Genomic DNA, 15,298 nt, shown 5'->3' with positions numbered 1-15,298 from the left:
TCCTTGCGCCTGCTTTGCAGTATCTCGGGCATAACGATCAGACGTCTTGTCTATGGCTAGGAAAGAGGCACAGTGTAAGTACGAGCGGGGCTTGAAGAAAAATGAAGAGTTCTGTAGTCAAGCATTAGTAATACTCATGATGATGGGCCTGGGCGCAAGCAGTACAACTAAACCGGCCCAAGCTGCCTCGGAATGCTTCTACCCTTCCCGCGCAGCCTGTAGAGTAGCGGCCGGTCATCGAGCGGGAGCGCGTCATGCAAGAACTGTTGCTACATTGTCGTCCAGGGTTTGAAGGGGAAGCCGCTGCAGAAATGCAGGAGCTGGCGGCCGAGCAGGGTATCGCCGGTTATGCCGTAGCGCAGGACGGTGCCGCGCTGGTGCGCTTCGTTTGCCCGCAGACAGGCGAGGCCGAGCAGCTGATGCGCGCGATTCCCTTCAGTCACCTGATCTTCGCCCGCCAATGGGCGGTGGGCAGCTGGCTGGACGTCGACCCGGAAGACCGCATTACCCCCATTATCACTGCCTGCGCACAGGGTCCCATTGCGTCCCAGCTGTGGCTGGAAACCGCCGATACCAACGATGGCAAATCGATGGCGGCGCTGACCAAAAAGCTGCGCGCGCCGCTTGAGCGCTCGCTCACCAAAACCCGCTTCGTGCGCCCCAACAAGCCCGAGCTGCCGCGCCTGCACCTGTGCTTTGAAAGCGGGCAGCGTGTGTTCGTCGGCTGGTCCTGGGCGGATAATGCCGCGCCCTGGCCCATGGGTATTCCGCGTTTGCGGGTACCCAAGGATGCGCCCAGCCGCTCAACCCTGAAGCTGGAGGAGGCCTGGCATCATTTCATTCCGCGCGATGATTGGGACAGCCGCCTGAAAGCCGGCATGACGGCCGTTGATCTGGGCGCGGCGCCCGGTGGCTGGACCTGGCAACTGGTCAACCGGCTGATGAACGTTATTGCCGTGGATAACGGCCCCATGGACCGCAAGCTGATGGACAGCGGGCAGGTGGAGCACATACAGGCCGACGGTTATCTGTACAAGCCAAAATACACGGTCGACTGGATGGTCTGTGACATCGTAGACAAGCCCGCGCGCAGCAGTGCGTTGGTGTCCAAGTGGATTGGTCAACGCCTGTGCCGCGAGGTCATCATCAACTTCAAGCTGCCGATGAAGCGCCGCTATCAGGAAGTGATGCAGTGCCTGGAGCACATCCAGGACGCGCTGGACGAGGCGGGCGTCAAGGCAGAAATCGCCTGCAAGCAGCTGTATAGCGACCGCGAAGAGGTGACGTGCCACGTGCGCGCCATCTCACGCGGTTACTGACACAGGTCGGGAGGGTGGAACGCGCGAAGCTTTCCACCACTTTATGCTTAACCGCACCAGGATTACCGGCACTCGAGCCAGCGCCGGCGCCTGGGCGCGGTTCACAGTGGCTCAAGCAGCGTAATGCGCTCTTGTTCCAGCAGTATTGGGGCGAAGGCGCCGATGCTGTTCTTGCGTGCTTCGGAATTTTCCCAGCGTTCCCAGGAATGCCGGTTCTGCCAGGTCACCGTGATAATGCGGTGGTTGGGCTGCTCCAGATCCCGAAAGGACTCGCCAGAGATAAAACCAGGCGACTGGATCGCCGCAGAGAGCACCTGACGGGCGACCTCTTCATAGGGTTGCTCTAAACCTTCGGCAATTACACGCTCAATCAATACTTTGATCATTAATCATCCCTTACCGTGGCCGGGTGTTGGTGTGTCGTCTTTTCGACTTGTCATGTGCTGCTAAGGCAAGTGTTGGCGTTGTGGGCGCGTCTGGCAAGTGCCAGCTTAATTCTGGATAATCACTCTTTTCTTCGATGAGCCCTGACAATGAGTGAACATTGCACAGCTTCACTACTGGATACCCAAGGCCTGATGTGCCCGGAGCCGGTCATGCTGCTGCACAATGCCGTGCGCGATCTGGCCGCTGGTGAGTTGTTGCAGGTGCTGGCAAGCGACCCCTCTACCCAGCGCGACATTCCCAGATTCTGTGCCTTTCTCGGGCATGAGTTGGTAGAGCAGGGTGAAGAGGCAGGGGTATATCGCTATCTGATTCGCAAGACCAGTGCCTGACGGACCACCTGCGCCTATCTTGCCCAGGTTGCTGAGATGTCGCCCCTGCCTTTAGCGAAGTAGGTTAACTGCAGCATTGATTGGCGCAGCACGATTTTTTTGGCCGGATGTTGTAATTGAGTTCTTTGAGGCTGAAGCAGAAGGTCAGTGCAGGCACCGGTTTAGCGCCCTGGTTTGCGTATCCCGACCAGTTCGGCAGCGATTGCCGACAATAAAAGATGAGCCGGTGGGTTGCATATGAGGCGCCGTTGCCAGATTATCCCAAGGTTGACGGTACCTGTCCTTTGGTCACCGCTCGGCCCTTTTTGGCCGAGTAGGGCGCTTGTGAAATCCAGCCACCCATGACTTACTGCCAAGTCTCTCGTTATCGGGGTTTGTTTCTAGTGCGCCCGTTTTACCCAAGGACGCATGGAGTTTCTATTTGGACATGGCTTCTTCAATGCGTGCGCTTCAATCTAGTTGGTTCAGGTCCTGCCTGTTTGTAATTGCTCTTTCCAGCATTTTTGCTTCTGCCTGGTGGTTGCATCCGGATCGCGTTGTACCTGGCTTTGCCTTGGCGGTGCCGATAGACGATCCGCTTGTCACCAGTCTGCAAGCGCCTTTCTATCGCAGCCGCTTTGCTTCCTCTGACCTTGACGAGTTCGTGCATGCGTCATCAGTCACATCCTTGCCCTCAGGCGAGCTGATGGCGGTATGGTTTGCCGGCTCGCGCGAAGGCGCGGCAGACGTCCAGATCAGAGCCGCGCGCTATGACCCCATCACCTCGGAATGGGGCGATGAATTGATTCTGGCCACCCGGGAATCAACCAGCGAGGCGACGCAACGCCACATCCGCAAGCTGGGTAATCCGGTGATTGCCCTCGCCCCCGACGACCGGCTTTGGCTGTTTTACGTATCCGTCTCCATTGGCGGGTGGGCTGGCAGCGCCATCAACGCCATGTATTCCGATGACTTCGGCAGCACCTGGTCAAGCCCGCAGCAGTTGATCACCACCCCTTTTCTGAATATCAGCACCCTGGTGCGCAACGCCCCGGTGTTTCATAGTGACGGCACCATTGGCCTGCCCGTCTACCACGAGTTTCTGGGTAAGTTCGCCGAATATCTGTATATCAGCCCCAGCGGTGAAGTGCTCGACAAGAGCCGTATCAGTTGGGGCAAGCATTCATTGCAACCCACAGTAGTACCCACCGGGGAGTTTGGCGCCATCGCGCTCTTGCGCTACGCCGGCGACGAGCATCACCGGGTGCTGGCCAGCCGAACAGAAGATGCCGGGCAAAGCTGGAGCGAGCCTTACCCGGAGGACCCGGCCAACCCCAACTCGTCGCTCGCGGCTGTCGCCACACCCTCCCACGGTTTGCTGGTGGCGCTGAACGATCTTGAAGACGGGCGTTTTCGTCTGCGCCTGATGGGCACCGACGAAGGCTTGGACCTCTGGAAGCCAGTGATTGACCTGGATGAGTCGCCCGACCCACTGGGCCACCCGTTCAGCCCCGAGGTGTATCGCGAGATCATTGGCGACAAGTTTCAGCTGTCCAGTGGCCCGCGACGCCAGGACATGCTTGACGAGTTTCTGACCCACCTGGATCAGCGCGTTTGCGCCTTGCGGGGCTGCGATTTCGAGTACGAATATCCCTATTTCATCAAGAGCGCCGACGGGATCTACCACCTGGTGTACTCGTGGAACAACACCTTTATCAAACACGTCAGCTTCAATGACTCCTGGTTGAGGGCGCAGCTATGATCGACATGTGGTGGCAGGCGCACCTGACGTTTGCCTTGTTCGTTTTTCTGATTACTCCCGGCTTTGGCGCCAACCCAGGTTGGCAAGGGTTGCGCCTGCTGGTTTTGCTGGCTATCAGCTTCATCCCGGTAGACGGCCTTTCCCTGGCGGCCTATGTGCGCAGCTTTACCGGTGACACGGCGATTACCACCCTGGTGCTTCTAGGCTACCTGGTGGCGGTGCGCGCCGGGCTGGCTGAGCCGCTGCGGCGCCAGGCTACCGTGCAGATCATGCTGGTGATGGCGGCGTTGGCCGTGTTTCTGTACCCGGCCACCATGGGGCTCAGCGCCCTTGACCCCTACCGATTGGGATACCAGCCGCGCCCGTTGATTGTGCTGATTGCAGTGCTGGCTTTTGCTTTGCTGGCGCTGAAGAACCGGCTCGGCGCCGCGCTATTTGCCCTGGCCACACTGGCGTTCAGCGTCGGCTTGAAGCCGTCGCCCAATTACTGGGATTACCTGATCGACCCCTTCATCGGTCTGTACAGCTGCGGCGCTGTTATCGGCTATGCCATCAAAGGCCTTTGGCGACGCAAGACCACAACACAAGATGCACTGTCGATTCAGCCTTGAGGCCGGTCACAGTCCGATTTACATCCTTTGAATTTTGAGGTCTGGACAATGGGTTGGCTTCACTCGCGGCGTTTGCACTACTGGTTAGCAGGGATAGCAATAGTATTTGTGGCCTTGGCCGCGCTGCGGGCGTTGTTCTTCATTGGCTTCTCGGGTTTTGAATTCAGCGCGCTGAGTGACAGCGATGCCGTCGCGCCAACGCTTGGCATCGGCTTGTTGTTTGACCTTCGCCTGGCAATTTTGGTGATGTTGCCCGTGGCCCTGCTTGCCTGGTTTCCCAGGTGGAACCTTGTGCGCGTGCGCGCCTTGCGTTGGCTGGCGCGGGTGTATCTGGCGCTGGCGTTAGGTGCGGTTTTTCTGGTTTATATCTTCGATTTTGGCCACTACGCCTACCTGGGTGTGCGCATCAACGCCACTATTTTGCGTTTCATTGGTGACGCGCAGATCTCTACCGACATGGTCTGGCAAAGCTATCCGGTCATCTGGATTACCCTGGGTTGGCTGGCAGCAACGGCCCTTACCCTGTGGCTGCTGGTGCTGCTTGAGCGGGTAACCCTGGCGCGTCCGGCAAAGCCGATCAGCCGTTTTTCCCTGGTGTGGGGGAGTGCGCTGATGGTGGTGCTGGTGTTTCTCGGCATACTGGGTCGCTTTACCGATATCAACCTGGAAAACCCGGTGCCGCTGCGCTGGAGCGATGCATTCTTCTCCGGTGATAATCGCATTTCCGCGCTGGGTCTGAACCCGGTGATTTTCCTCTACGACACCCTGCAAGCGACTAATGAAACCTATGACCGCGAGCAGGTGGCAGCGCACTATGATGTGGTCAGCCGCTATCTGGGGGTAGATCAGCCCGATGCGCAGAGCTTGAACTTCATCCGCCATCAGGGCCCGCAGCCTTACGCCATTGCCGCAAGCCCGCCACCGAACGTGGTGTTCATCATGCTCGAGTCTCTGGGCACCAGCGCGGTAGGCGCCTATGGCAATCCGCTGAACCCCACGCCCAACATCGATCGGCTGGCCAAGCAGAGCTGGTTCTTCAAGAACTTCTACGTGCCAGTCACGGGCACAGCAAAAACCGTGTGGGCCAGTATTACCGGGGTGCCGGATGTCTCGCGCGGCGAGACTTCCACCCGCAATCCGTTGATCACCCGCCAGCACACGCTGATCAATGCCTTTGCGGGGTATGAAAAGTACTACATGATTGGTGGTAACTCGGGCTGGGCCAACATGAACGCGCTGGTTCGTCAGAGTATCGACCAGGTTCAGCTGTTCGAAGAGCAGCACTGGCGCTCGCCCATGGTCGATGTGTGGGGTATATCCGACCTGGACCTGTTCAAGGAAACTGACCGTATCCTGAGCAAGCGCGCAGAGAAAAAGCCGTTCTTCGCCTATATCCAGACCGCCGGCAATCATCGCCCCTTTACCATACCGGCGCAAAACGATGGCTTTGAAACGCTCGACCTGCCGCTCGAGACGGTGCAGAACGCAGGCTCTCGCAGTCTGGCGCAGTACAATGCGGTGCGCCTGCTGGACTTCGACATAGGCCGCTTGATGGAGATCGCCCAGGAAGGCGGGTGGTACGACAACACCATCTTCGTGATGTTTGGCGACCACAACACGCGCATCAGCCAGATACCGCACATGCCGCCGGCGTTCGCGCAGCTAGGGCTGGAAAGTAACCAGGTGCCCATGCTGATTCATGCCCCCAAACTGCTGCAGCCACGGGTGATAGAAGAGGCCGTGGGCCTGGCAGACCTGCTGCCCACGGTACTGGGCATCGCAGGCATGGAGTTCACCAATGGCGCCATGGGCCGCGATATTCAACAGCCCGCACCAGAGGGAGAGCGCATGGTGCCGCTGGTGCTGCGCGAAGGCACCTTCCCGCTGATCGGCGGGGTAACCAAGGATTTTCTGTTGCAGATGCAGCACGACGGCAGCGAGCCGACCCTGCATGATCTGGCCTCGCAAGAGCCGCTGACCGACGTTGCAGACCAGTATCCGGAGGAGTTTCAGCGCCTGGAGCAGCTGACCCGCGGCCTGCACGAAACCTCGCGGCTGATGCTCTACCAGAACGTCAGAGCAGACTGAGTGGCCGGCGGTTGAGCTGCCAGCACCGCGCATACCCGGCGAGCCGCAGGCTGCGGGGTGTGACGCGGTCGTTGCTCGGCGCATTGGCGCTGCCAGCGGGTGGCGGTTCAACTGCCCCGGCGCATATCAAACCAATCCCCTCCGTTTAGCCAATGCTCGACGCTTCCCAGGCTGAGTCTGGAGAAGCGTATCTCCTCAGACCTGGCTCTGCTGTTTCTAAGCCTTAGCCACAACGCCACATTGGGTGGCAAAGGCAGGGTGAACTCATTCGCCACCGCGTCCGTCATAAATCCTATGAACCTTGCCCGCTGTGATGCAGGGCTTGCCATACACCCGACCAAACAGGACTTGTCGCCATGTCCGCACATATCACCCGAGATAATCTGACCGAACTGATCAACTATCCGCGGCAAATCTGCCTGTCGCTGTATATGCCAACTTACCGGGCCTTCCCCGATTCCAGCCAGAACATCACCCGCTACAAGAACCTGCTCGGACAGCTACGCGAGCAGTTGCCGGTGCGTTTTCCCGACGCTTACCACGCCACCATGCTGGCGCCTTTCGAGCGCCTGGAGCAGGACCATGATTTCTGGCAGACGCCCCGCGACGGGCTCGCCGTGCTTTGTGGTGAGATGTTCTTCCAGGTGTATAAACTCAGTCGCCCGGTCACCGAACGGGTGGTGGTCGACGACCAGCCCTGTCTCTCGCCCTTGCTGACTATCACCCAGGCGCGTGACCTGTTTCAGATACTCTGCCTTTCTCGTGACCACGTGCGGTTGCTGGAAGGGCACAAGGATGGCCTGCATGCGGTGGAACTGGATCCCCGCGTACCCCAAACGCAGAATGATGCCCTGGGCACCGAGCTGACCTCCGCCGATCAATCCGGCCACCCCGACGGCTTTGGCCCGGCCGGTGAGCGCGGTGATTCGATGATGCACGCCGCTGGTGGGCCGGGCAAACAGGCGGAAATCGACAAGGACCGCGAGAAATTTTTCCGCGCGGTTGACCGTGCCATCGAAGAGCATCACTCCAAGCCCAGCGGCCTGCCGCTGCTATTGGTAGCGCTGCCGGAGAATCAGAGCTTCTTTCGCCAGGTCAGCCACAATCAACGGCTGCTCGAAGAGCGGTTGGAAATCGACCCCGGCGCGCTTGACGCCGAGGCCATCCGCGAGCGCGTAGCTGAGACAATGGCGCATCGGGAAGTCGAGCAGTTGAATGAGGTGCACGACAAATACGGCGCTGCCCAGGGTGAGAACCGCACTTCCGAGGATTTGCGCGAGGTAGGCAAGGCAGCGCTTGCTGGCCGCATTGCCACGCTGCTGGTTGAAGCGGATCGCAGCATTCCTGGCGCTCTGGACCAGGACAGTGGTGAGGTTGGGCTGAATGAAGATACCGACGCCAACTTGTTGGAAGATATCACCCTCTGCGCCCTGCGCAACGGCGCCGAAGTGCTTGTGGTTTCAGGCCAACGCATGCCCACCACCAGCGGTGTGGCGGCCATCTTCCACTTCTGAGGGCTGAGGGCGGGCAGGGTTGCCCGCCGCTTTGCTGCGCAAGACCGGTTCAGTTCGCAGCGCGCAGTTGCCAACCGCTTTGTCCAGGCTGCGACTGACAGGCGCCCAGCAAGTCCTGCCATGCCTGGGTGTGCGCCGCGACGGCGCTTTGATAACGCTGCCACAGCGCTGTTTCGTCACCCACCAGCCGGTCCAGCCCTGCTGCGGTGGCCGCTGGTATGCCCGGTACAGCGCGCAGCGTCAGAATGGCATCGGCCCAGGGCTGGCCCAGGCGTTGCAACTGGGCCAGATAAGGCTGTATCTCGCCGGCGTAAAATCGCACGAAGACGTTCAGCAAAATTTTCGAGCGCGCTGAAGGTGCCTGCATTGGGCACAACAGCCGCGCATCTGTGGCCTGCAGCATAGCCGTGGCCTGCTGCAGGCCGTGGATGCTTTGCGCCAGGCTGGTAATCAACTCGCCGCCGCGCTGACTGGATTGCAGCGCCTGCAGCAGCGTATCTAGCTGTGCGCGTTCGGGTGGCAGATGCCGGGGCAGGCTAGCGCCTATCTCGGCCAGCTGATTGAGGGCTTCGATCGCGGCGCGGTCTGTCAGCGGGGCTGGGCTGACGGGCAGGGGGCGGCTGGCAAAGCGCAGGTACTGCTCGAACTCTTCGCTGGCATTCAGCGCATTCCAGAAGGTAGCCGTCAGGGTGGCGCGTTTGCTGTTGGCGATGCTCTTCAACTGCTCGCGCAAGGGCTGTTGTTCTGGCTGTGCTTTCAGCAGTGCGGTGCACTGATCCAGCGCCCGTAGCAGTTGCCCATCGTAAGCCAGCCTGTGGCTCCAGGGTGCGACCTTGCCCAGCACAGTATTGCGCTCGCTGATACGCTGCTGCAGCACGCGGCAGTCGCCGGTGTCGACGATCAGATCAAGCAGACTGATTCGCAGTGGCGCAATAGCAATCAAGCGTTCACGGCGGGCTGCAAAGCGGTACCGGGCGAGCTGATCGGGCTCGAAAGTTTGCCAGTCCTGTTTCAGCACCCGCGCGACGCGCTCCAGGTAGTTCTGCATCTGGCGCTCGGCCTCGGGCGCGCGCTGGCAGCCGGCCAGGGCGAGCAGCAGCGCCAGCAGCAGAGCGGCGCGCTCAGATAGCGGCAGATTGCGGATCAAACTAGACATGCGCGCAGTATGGCAGCTCCGATGGCGCTCGGCAGCTGCAGTGCGCATGGTCAGTCGGGGGCGCTTGTCGCTGACGGACGCGGGAACCTGAGCTTCTCGCGCTTGCCGACGATGGAGAGCCGTATACCGAGGAACAGGGCAGCGCTGCTCAAGCCCACGATCAGCCCCATCCAGAAACCGGCGGGCCCGCGCGGCGGCCCGAGTAGATCACTGATCCCCAGCAGATAGCCGGCTGGCAGACCGATCAGCCAGTAGGCGATCATGGTCAACAGCATGGGCAGGCGAGTGTCTTGAAAGCCGCGCAGCGCGCCGGCACAGGCCACCTGAATGGCATCGGAGAACTGATAGAGCGCGGCCAGCACAAAGAGGCTGGCGGCCAGGCTGATGACCTGGGCGTCTGTGGTATAGAGCAACGGAATCCGCGCGGCAAAAAAGTACATGCCGGCAGCGGCGATGGTGGCAAACCCCAATGCCACGACAGCGCCCACCTTGGCCGAGAAGAGCGCATCACGGGCACCACTTTTGCCCAGGTTATGACCAACCCGCACGGTGATCGCCAGCCCCAGGCTGAAGGGCACCATGAAGGCCAGCGATGAAAAGTTGATTGCCACCTGATGGCTGGCCACCACCACTGCGCCCATGCCGCCAATCAGCAGTGCAATCACGCAGAACATGCTGGTTTCGGCGAACAGCGCGATGCCAATGGGAAAGCCCAGGCCAAACAGATTGCCCTGGGTGCGCGCTCTGGGCCAGTCGAAGCGCTCGAACAGCCCGCATTCACGGTAGCTGGGCGAGCGTTTGAGATGCATCAGCAGGCAACCCAGCATGACCCACATCACCAGGGCGGTGGCCACACCGCAACCCACCGCGCCCATGGCCGGGAAGCCAAGCTTGCCATACACCAGTACGTAGTTGGCGGGCACGTTCAGCGCCAGGCCGATAAAACCGATCAGCATCGCCGGTTTGGTGCGTGACAGGCCATCGCATAGTCCGCGCAACGCCAGCATGATGCCCACGGCGGGAAAACCCAGCGAGATGGCTAGCAGATAATCCATGGTAACGGGAATGAGATTGTCGCCAATTTCCATCGCCACCAGCACCGGTCGCACCAGATTCAGAAACAGCGTGCAGCCGAGCCCGATAAATAGCCCCAGCCAGACGCCCTGACGCACCAGCGGGCCAGTGTCGGCCAGGCGGCCGGCGCCGTTGGCGGCCGCCACTTTGGAGGTGACTATCATCATCACGCCGGTGAGAAACAGCAGGGTAGGAATCCAGAAGGAGTTGCCGAGCGCCACGGCTGCCAGGGCCTCGGCATTCACGCGGCCGGCCATGGCAGTATCGACAAAGCCCAGCAGCGTGTGCGACATCTGTGCTGCGACTATGGGCAGCACGAGAACGATGAGCGCGCGCAGTTCTGCTACAATGCGCGGCCATTTGGAGTCACTGGGTGTGCTGGTCATTACCGGGTATGCCTTGGAAAAAGCGCTTCATCCTATCAACTTGCCAGATATTGTCTACCAGCCAATGCAGTACCATTGCGACGACCTTGTAACCCTGTTTGACCACTGTTTTGCCGGTGACTACAACACCCGGCTGCAGGGCGGTTTTAGCGAGCCGGAATACCTGCCCGCAGATGCCGAGGCGAGCTACCATCGCATCCATTTCACCCGTGATTACTTTCGCAGCGCCCTGCACGAAGTGGCGCACTGGTGCGTGGCCGGACCGCAGCGGCGGTTATTGCCGGATTTTGGTTACTGGTACGCCCCGGATGGCCGCAGCGCAGAGGAGCAGGGCGCCTTCGAGCAGGTAGAAGTCAAGCCGCAAGCGCTGGAATGGCTGTTTTGCGCCGCAGCCGGGCACCGCTTTGATGTGAGTACCGATAACCTCAATGGAGAGACAACCGACGCAGCTCCATTTCGTGCCAAAGTGCATGCGCAGGCGCTGGCCTACCTGCAAGCCGCTCTGCCGGCGCGCCCGGCGCGCTTTGTTGAAGCCTTGCTGGCTTTCTACCGGCCTGGCGCAGCACTGACCGCAGCGCAGCTGAGCTGATTCCCCGGCTCGCTGAGCGGCAATGCAAAGGCGGCCTTTGCTCCCAACTCAGCCCGCCAGCGGCGCGTTTTGATCCAGTGTGATGCGTGTATAGATGGGCCGGGTAACTGCACCAAACAACTGCGGAGCCAGGTAACCAAGCACAGCTTCACGGGTTTGCGTCCAGGCTTCGCGGCTTTCCATATCCAGGAAATGACCCGCACCACTTACCGACACAAAGCTGCAATGGCGAAGGTAGCGATTGAAGTGCTGTGCGTCCGCCGGCGTCGTGTAACGATCCTGATCGCCATTGATGAACAGTACCGGCACCTCAATGTTGGCGCTGTCCATCAGGTAGCAGTGATTGTCCTGGGTCAGTAGCTGGCTGATGTGAAAGGCCATCTGCTGGTACTCGTGGTCAGCCAGACTGATGATATGGCGGAAGTTGTAGCGCTTGGCCAGCGATGGCAGGTGCTCCCCTATGGTCTCGTTCATCAACAGTGCCAGCTTGCGGCGTTCGTAATTCATCAGCAGATCAACGCCCGATTCCAGATAGCCGCGCATGGCGCTGTTGATCAAGGGCGAAAAGGCCATGAGCACCGCCTTGCGAATGGTTGGCGGGCGCTGCGACAGGGCCAGCAGGGCTGACGCGCCGCCCCAGGAAAACGACAGCAGGTGATCGGCCTGAAAGTGCGCGATCAGCTCCAGCAGAATGCTCGCCTCCTGCTCCTTGGTGATAGGCCGCTGGTGGGTGTTGTGAGCCTTGGATTCGCCTGCATAAGGCGCATCAAACAGCACCACATTGAAGTGTGGCTGCAGAAAACGAAGGGTCTGGGCAAACGCCGCCATAGTCGCAAGCGAGCCATTGACCAGCATGACGGTTCCGCGTGGCGCGGGGCTGGCGTAATAGTGGGTATGGATGCGAAACATCCCCAGTGTTTCGATCACCTGGTGCTCTGGTTTCATATTCCCTGTCTCCGGCGTTGGCTGGACGCGCCGCTGCGGCACGTCATACAGGGCAGTTGCTGGCAAAAAAGGCCGAAAAACGAAACACGCCAAGGCATCGTCTGTTGCAGACAACATTGCTTGTGGTTATGGCGACAGGGTGGTGAGGACAGCCGCAAGATCGGCGCAATGGGCGTTGCGCGGATTGACCATGGGCTCAGGCAGGTCCTGCAAGGGAGAGGTGGACACCCCTCGGGAACGCTTGAAATAATGTTTTGACCATCAGGCCACATTCGGACCTGTTGCGCTCAGTAAAGCAGCGTCGCCGATTGCGTGCAAGCGCATTCTTGCAGTTTCTTTACAGCAATCTGCCCGGCGGCTGGACAGGCCGCAGGGCACCCCCGACAATGCCCAGACTCTGCTATTCAAAGGTGCCGCATGCGTATCGTTGCCGACGAAAACATTCCCCTGCTGACGGCGTTTTTTGCCGGCCAGGGCGAGGTGACCACTCACCCCGGTCGCGCCATCAGCCGCGAGCACTTGCTGCAGGCCGATGCCCTGCTGGTGCGCTCCGTCACGCAGGTGACCCCCAAGCTGCTGGCTGGCACCCCGGTGCGTTTTGTCGGCACCTGTACCATAGGCACCGACCATCTGGACTTGCCCGGCCTGACAGCCGCTGGCGTGAGCCTGGCCAGCGCGCCCGGCTGCAACGCGCGCGGCGTGGTGGAATACGTATTGAGCTGTCTGCTGACCCTTGCCGAGCGCACCGGCCAGCCGTGGCGCAGCAAGCGCGTCGGCATCATTGGCGTGGGTGAGGTGGGCGGGCGGCTGGCAGAAACGCTCACCGCGCTGGGCGTTGATTGCCTGCGCTGTGATCCGCCCCGTGCCGAACGTGGCGAGCAGGGTTTTGTCAGTCTGGATACGCTGCTGGCGCAGGCGGATGTGATCAGTTGCCATGTGCCGCTACAGAAGCAGGGCGCGTACGCCACCCATCATCTGCTGGATGCCGAACGTCTGGCCAGCCTCAAGCGCGGGACCTGGCTGATCAACAGCAGCCGGGGCCCGGTGATTGACAATACGGCGTTGGCAACCCTGCTGCCGCAACGTCCCGACCTGCAGGTAGCGCTGGATGTGTGGGAGCACGAGCCCCAGGTGAACCTGGCGCTGGCCGCCCGCTGCGCGCTGGCCAGCCCGCACGTTGCCGGCTACAGTCTGGACGGCAAACTGCGCGGCACCGAGCAGATCTATCAGGCCTTTTGCGCGCACTTTCAGCAGCCAGCCAGCTTGAGTCTGAGCACACTGGCACCGAGCGCAGGGTTGGCAACGCTAACGCTGGATGCGCAAACACCAGCGGACTGGAGCCTGGCCAAGGCGCTGCGGCTGGTATACGACGTGCGCGACGACGATGCGCGCTTTCGCGCCGCCGTGGCAGGGTTGAACGAGGGGGATGAGCAAATAGCGCAGCGCTTTGATCAACTGCGCAAGCACTACCCGTTGCGCCGGGAGTGCTCGCATCTGCGGCTGCTGAGCACTGCTGGCGCCGATGCCCCGCTAGACTGGGCCGCAGCCGGATTCAGTTGCTAGCGTAGCGGGGCGCCGGCACCCATTGGTGTTCCAGCTCGGCGCAGGCCTGCTGCACCATCTGCTCGGTAATGGCTACTTCGCGGCCGTTTTCATCCAGCAGGTAACCGCCGGTACAGGATGATGGATGAATCAGAATCTCGGCGTTATCACGGCAAGTCTGCATGGCATGTACACTCATGGTCATCTCCCATTGGGTTGTCGCTGAATCACGTCGCTGAATCGTCTTGCTGAGTCAACTGGCCACCCCTCCCGGTGACCAGCTGAGGGCAGGATATGGCACTGGCATGACGGCTTTGTGACAACCCGGCAGCAATCAGACAGGAACGGATAGACTCAATGCAGGCAGTTTTCAGACTCGGGCTCATCATCAATCCACTGGCCGGTGTAGGCGGCCAGGCCGCGCTCAAGGGCTCCGATGGCGTCGCCCAGCAAGCGCTGGCGCAGGGCGTGCTGCCGCAGGCGCAGCGCCGCGTAGCCCATGCGCTGGAACAGCTGCTACCGTTGCGGGATCAGCTTCAGATATTTGCCGCACCCGGTCCCATGGGTAGCGACCTGCTGACCGAAATGGGCTTTGCGCATCAAGTTATCGGCGAGCTGAGCGACCCCGATCAAACCAGCGCCGAGGATACCGAGCGCTGCGCCGCCGCCCTGCAGCAGACCGGCGTAGATCTGCTGCTGTTCGCCGGCGGTGACGGCACCGCCCGCAATATCTGTAACCAGGTCAGCGCCAGTCAACTGGTGCTGGGCATTCCCGCCGGCGTCAAGATTCATTCCGGCGTCTACGCCGTCAACCCGCGCGCCGCCGGCGAACTGGTCGCGTTGCTGGTCAAGGGCGAGCTGGTACGCCTGCGTGAAGCCGACGTGCGCGATATAGACGAAACCGCCTTCCGCCAGGGCCAGGTCAAAACCCGCCACTACGGCGAACTCTCGGTACCCGAAGAAGGCCGCTTTGTGCAGCAGGTAAAGCAGGGCGGCCGTGAAGTGGAAACCATGGTCCTGGACGACATCGCCGCCTGGCTGCAGGAAGAGCAGGATGAAAACACCGGCTGGATCCTCGGCCCCGGCTCCACCAACCTCGGCCTGCTGGAAGCCATGGGGCTGGAGGGCACACTGCTAGGCGTAGACGTACTGCGCGGCGGCGAACTGCTGCTGCAAGACGCCACCGAACAACAACTCTGGGCATTACTGGAGCAAGGTGGCGACTGGCGCATCCTGGTCACCGCCATCGGCGGCCAGGGCCACATACTCGGCCGCGGCAACCAGCAGATATCCCCACGCATCCTCCGCGCCGTCGGGCTGGAGAATCTGCTGGTGGTCGCCACCAAAACCAAACTCACCACCCTGGAAGGCCGCCCCTTTCTGGTCGACAGCGGCGATGCCGAGCTGGACCAGCAGCTCACCGGCCTGCGCCGGGTACTGAGTGGGTATCGGGAAGAGATGCTGTATCCGGCAAGCTGGAAAGCGGAGTAGGGCGCGCAGCCATAATATTTTCTTTACCGCAGATCGCCGTGGCGTTACCTTCGGGTTAAAGCAATA

At 60.8% G+C, this 15,298-nt stretch carries 14 protein-coding genes; 9 read left to right on the top strand and 5 right to left on the bottom strand.

The annotated features are described in order from the left end of the window. Nucleotides 1-254 precede the first annotated feature (254 nt). Nucleotides 255-1,319, top strand: a complete 1,065-nt coding sequence (gene rlmM / locus V7756_RS04220; RefSeq protein WP_335608899.1) for a 23S rRNA (cytidine(2498)-2'-O)-methyltransferase RlmM — start codon at nucleotides 255-257, stop codon at nucleotides 1,317-1,319. Nucleotides 1,320-1,420: 101 nt separating this feature from the next. On the opposite strand, the gene V7756_RS04215 is transcribed toward rlmM, so the two are convergent. Next, a complete protein-coding gene (locus V7756_RS04215; protein ID WP_335608898.1) occupies nucleotides 1,421-1,705 on the bottom strand; it encodes an antibiotic biosynthesis monooxygenase family protein in 285 nt (94 codons plus the stop codon). Nucleotides 1,706-1,852: 147 nt separating this feature from the next. On the opposite strand from V7756_RS04215, the gene tusA reads away from it, so the two are divergent. The 5 genes from tusA to V7756_RS04190 all read left to right on the top strand — a co-directional run bounded on the left by tusA (nucleotide 1,853) and on the right by V7756_RS04190 (nucleotide 8,049). Then, nucleotides 1,853-2,095 carry a sulfurtransferase TusA gene (gene tusA / locus V7756_RS04210; RefSeq protein WP_335608897.1) on the top strand — a complete coding sequence of 81 codons (243 nt, stop codon included), beginning with the start codon at nucleotides 1,853-1,855 and terminating at the stop codon, nucleotides 2,093-2,095. A gap of 439 nt (nucleotides 2,096-2,534) precedes the next feature. Beyond that, nucleotides 2,535-3,836, top strand: a complete 1,302-nt coding sequence (locus V7756_RS04205) for a sialidase family protein (protein ID WP_335608896.1) — start codon at nucleotides 2,535-2,537, stop codon at nucleotides 3,834-3,836. Continuing rightward, nucleotides 3,833-4,447, top strand: coding sequence for a hypothetical protein (locus tag V7756_RS04200; protein WP_335608895.1), 615 nt, complete (start codon nucleotides 3,833-3,835; stop codon nucleotides 4,445-4,447). Before V7756_RS04205 ends, V7756_RS04200 begins: the two co-directional genes overlap by 4 nt. A gap of 48 nt (nucleotides 4,448-4,495) precedes the next feature. Continuing rightward, nucleotides 4,496-6,535 carry an LTA synthase family protein gene (locus V7756_RS04195; protein ID WP_335608894.1) on the top strand — a complete coding sequence of 680 codons (2,040 nt, stop codon included), beginning with the start codon at nucleotides 4,496-4,498 and terminating at the stop codon, nucleotides 6,533-6,535. A 356-nt stretch (nucleotides 6,536-6,891) separates the two neighbouring features. Then, on the top strand, nucleotides 6,892-8,049 hold the full coding sequence (locus V7756_RS04190; protein WP_335608893.1) for a baeRF3 domain-containing protein: 1,158 nt from the start codon (nucleotides 6,892-6,894) through the stop codon (nucleotides 8,047-8,049). A gap of 49 nt (nucleotides 8,050-8,098) precedes the next feature. On the opposite strand, the gene V7756_RS04185 is transcribed toward V7756_RS04190, so the two are convergent. Further along, nucleotides 8,099-9,205: a DUF3080 family protein gene (locus V7756_RS04185; protein WP_335608892.1), complete on the bottom strand. Its 1,107-nt coding sequence runs from the start codon at nucleotides 9,203-9,205 to the stop codon at nucleotides 8,099-8,101. Nucleotides 9,206-9,255: 50 nt separating this feature from the next. Further along, a complete protein-coding gene (locus tag V7756_RS04180; protein ID WP_335608891.1) occupies nucleotides 9,256-10,665 on the bottom strand; it encodes an MATE family efflux transporter in 1,410 nt (469 codons plus the stop codon). 64 nt (nucleotides 10,666-10,729) lie between these two features. Here V7756_RS04180 and V7756_RS04175 point away from each other — a divergent pair, with 64 nt between their 5' ends. Then, nucleotides 10,730-11,254 (top strand): elongation factor P hydroxylase, encoded by a 525-nt coding sequence (locus V7756_RS04175; RefSeq protein WP_335608890.1) that lies wholly within the window; start codon nucleotides 10,730-10,732, stop codon nucleotides 11,252-11,254. 48 nt (nucleotides 11,255-11,302) lie between these two features. On the opposite strand, the gene V7756_RS04170 is transcribed toward V7756_RS04175, so the two are convergent. Continuing rightward, entirely contained in the window at nucleotides 11,303-12,199 is an 897-nt protein-coding gene (locus tag V7756_RS04170; RefSeq protein ID WP_335608889.1) for an alpha/beta fold hydrolase, read from the bottom strand. A gap of 417 nt (nucleotides 12,200-12,616) precedes the next feature. Between V7756_RS04170 and pdxB the strand changes: the two genes are divergently transcribed. Beyond that, nucleotides 12,617-13,762 carry a 4-phosphoerythronate dehydrogenase PdxB gene (gene pdxB / locus V7756_RS04165; RefSeq protein ID WP_335608888.1) on the top strand — a complete coding sequence of 382 codons (1,146 nt, stop codon included), beginning with the start codon at nucleotides 12,617-12,619 and terminating at the stop codon, nucleotides 13,760-13,762. On the opposite strand, the gene V7756_RS04160 is transcribed toward pdxB, so the two are convergent. Continuing rightward, nucleotides 13,752-13,940 carry a PA1571 family protein gene (locus V7756_RS04160; protein WP_335608887.1) on the bottom strand — a complete coding sequence of 63 codons (189 nt, stop codon included), beginning with the start codon at nucleotides 13,938-13,940 and terminating at the stop codon, nucleotides 13,752-13,754. The genes pdxB and V7756_RS04160 overlap by 11 nt on opposite strands. Before the next feature lie 158 nt (nucleotides 13,941-14,098). On the opposite strand from V7756_RS04160, the gene V7756_RS04155 reads away from it, so the two are divergent. Continuing rightward, nucleotides 14,099-15,232: an ATP-NAD kinase family protein gene (locus V7756_RS04155; protein ID WP_335608886.1), complete on the top strand. Its 1,134-nt coding sequence runs from the start codon at nucleotides 14,099-14,101 to the stop codon at nucleotides 15,230-15,232. Nucleotides 15,233-15,298: the final 66 nt, after the last annotated feature.

The organism is Halopseudomonas sp., from assembly GCF_036961105.1.
Lineage (GTDB): Bacteria > Pseudomonadota > Gammaproteobacteria > Pseudomonadales > Pseudomonadaceae > Halopseudomonas.
The sequence above is the reverse complement of the archived record's forward strand: the minus strand, read 5'-3'. Positions and strand labels throughout refer to the sequence as shown.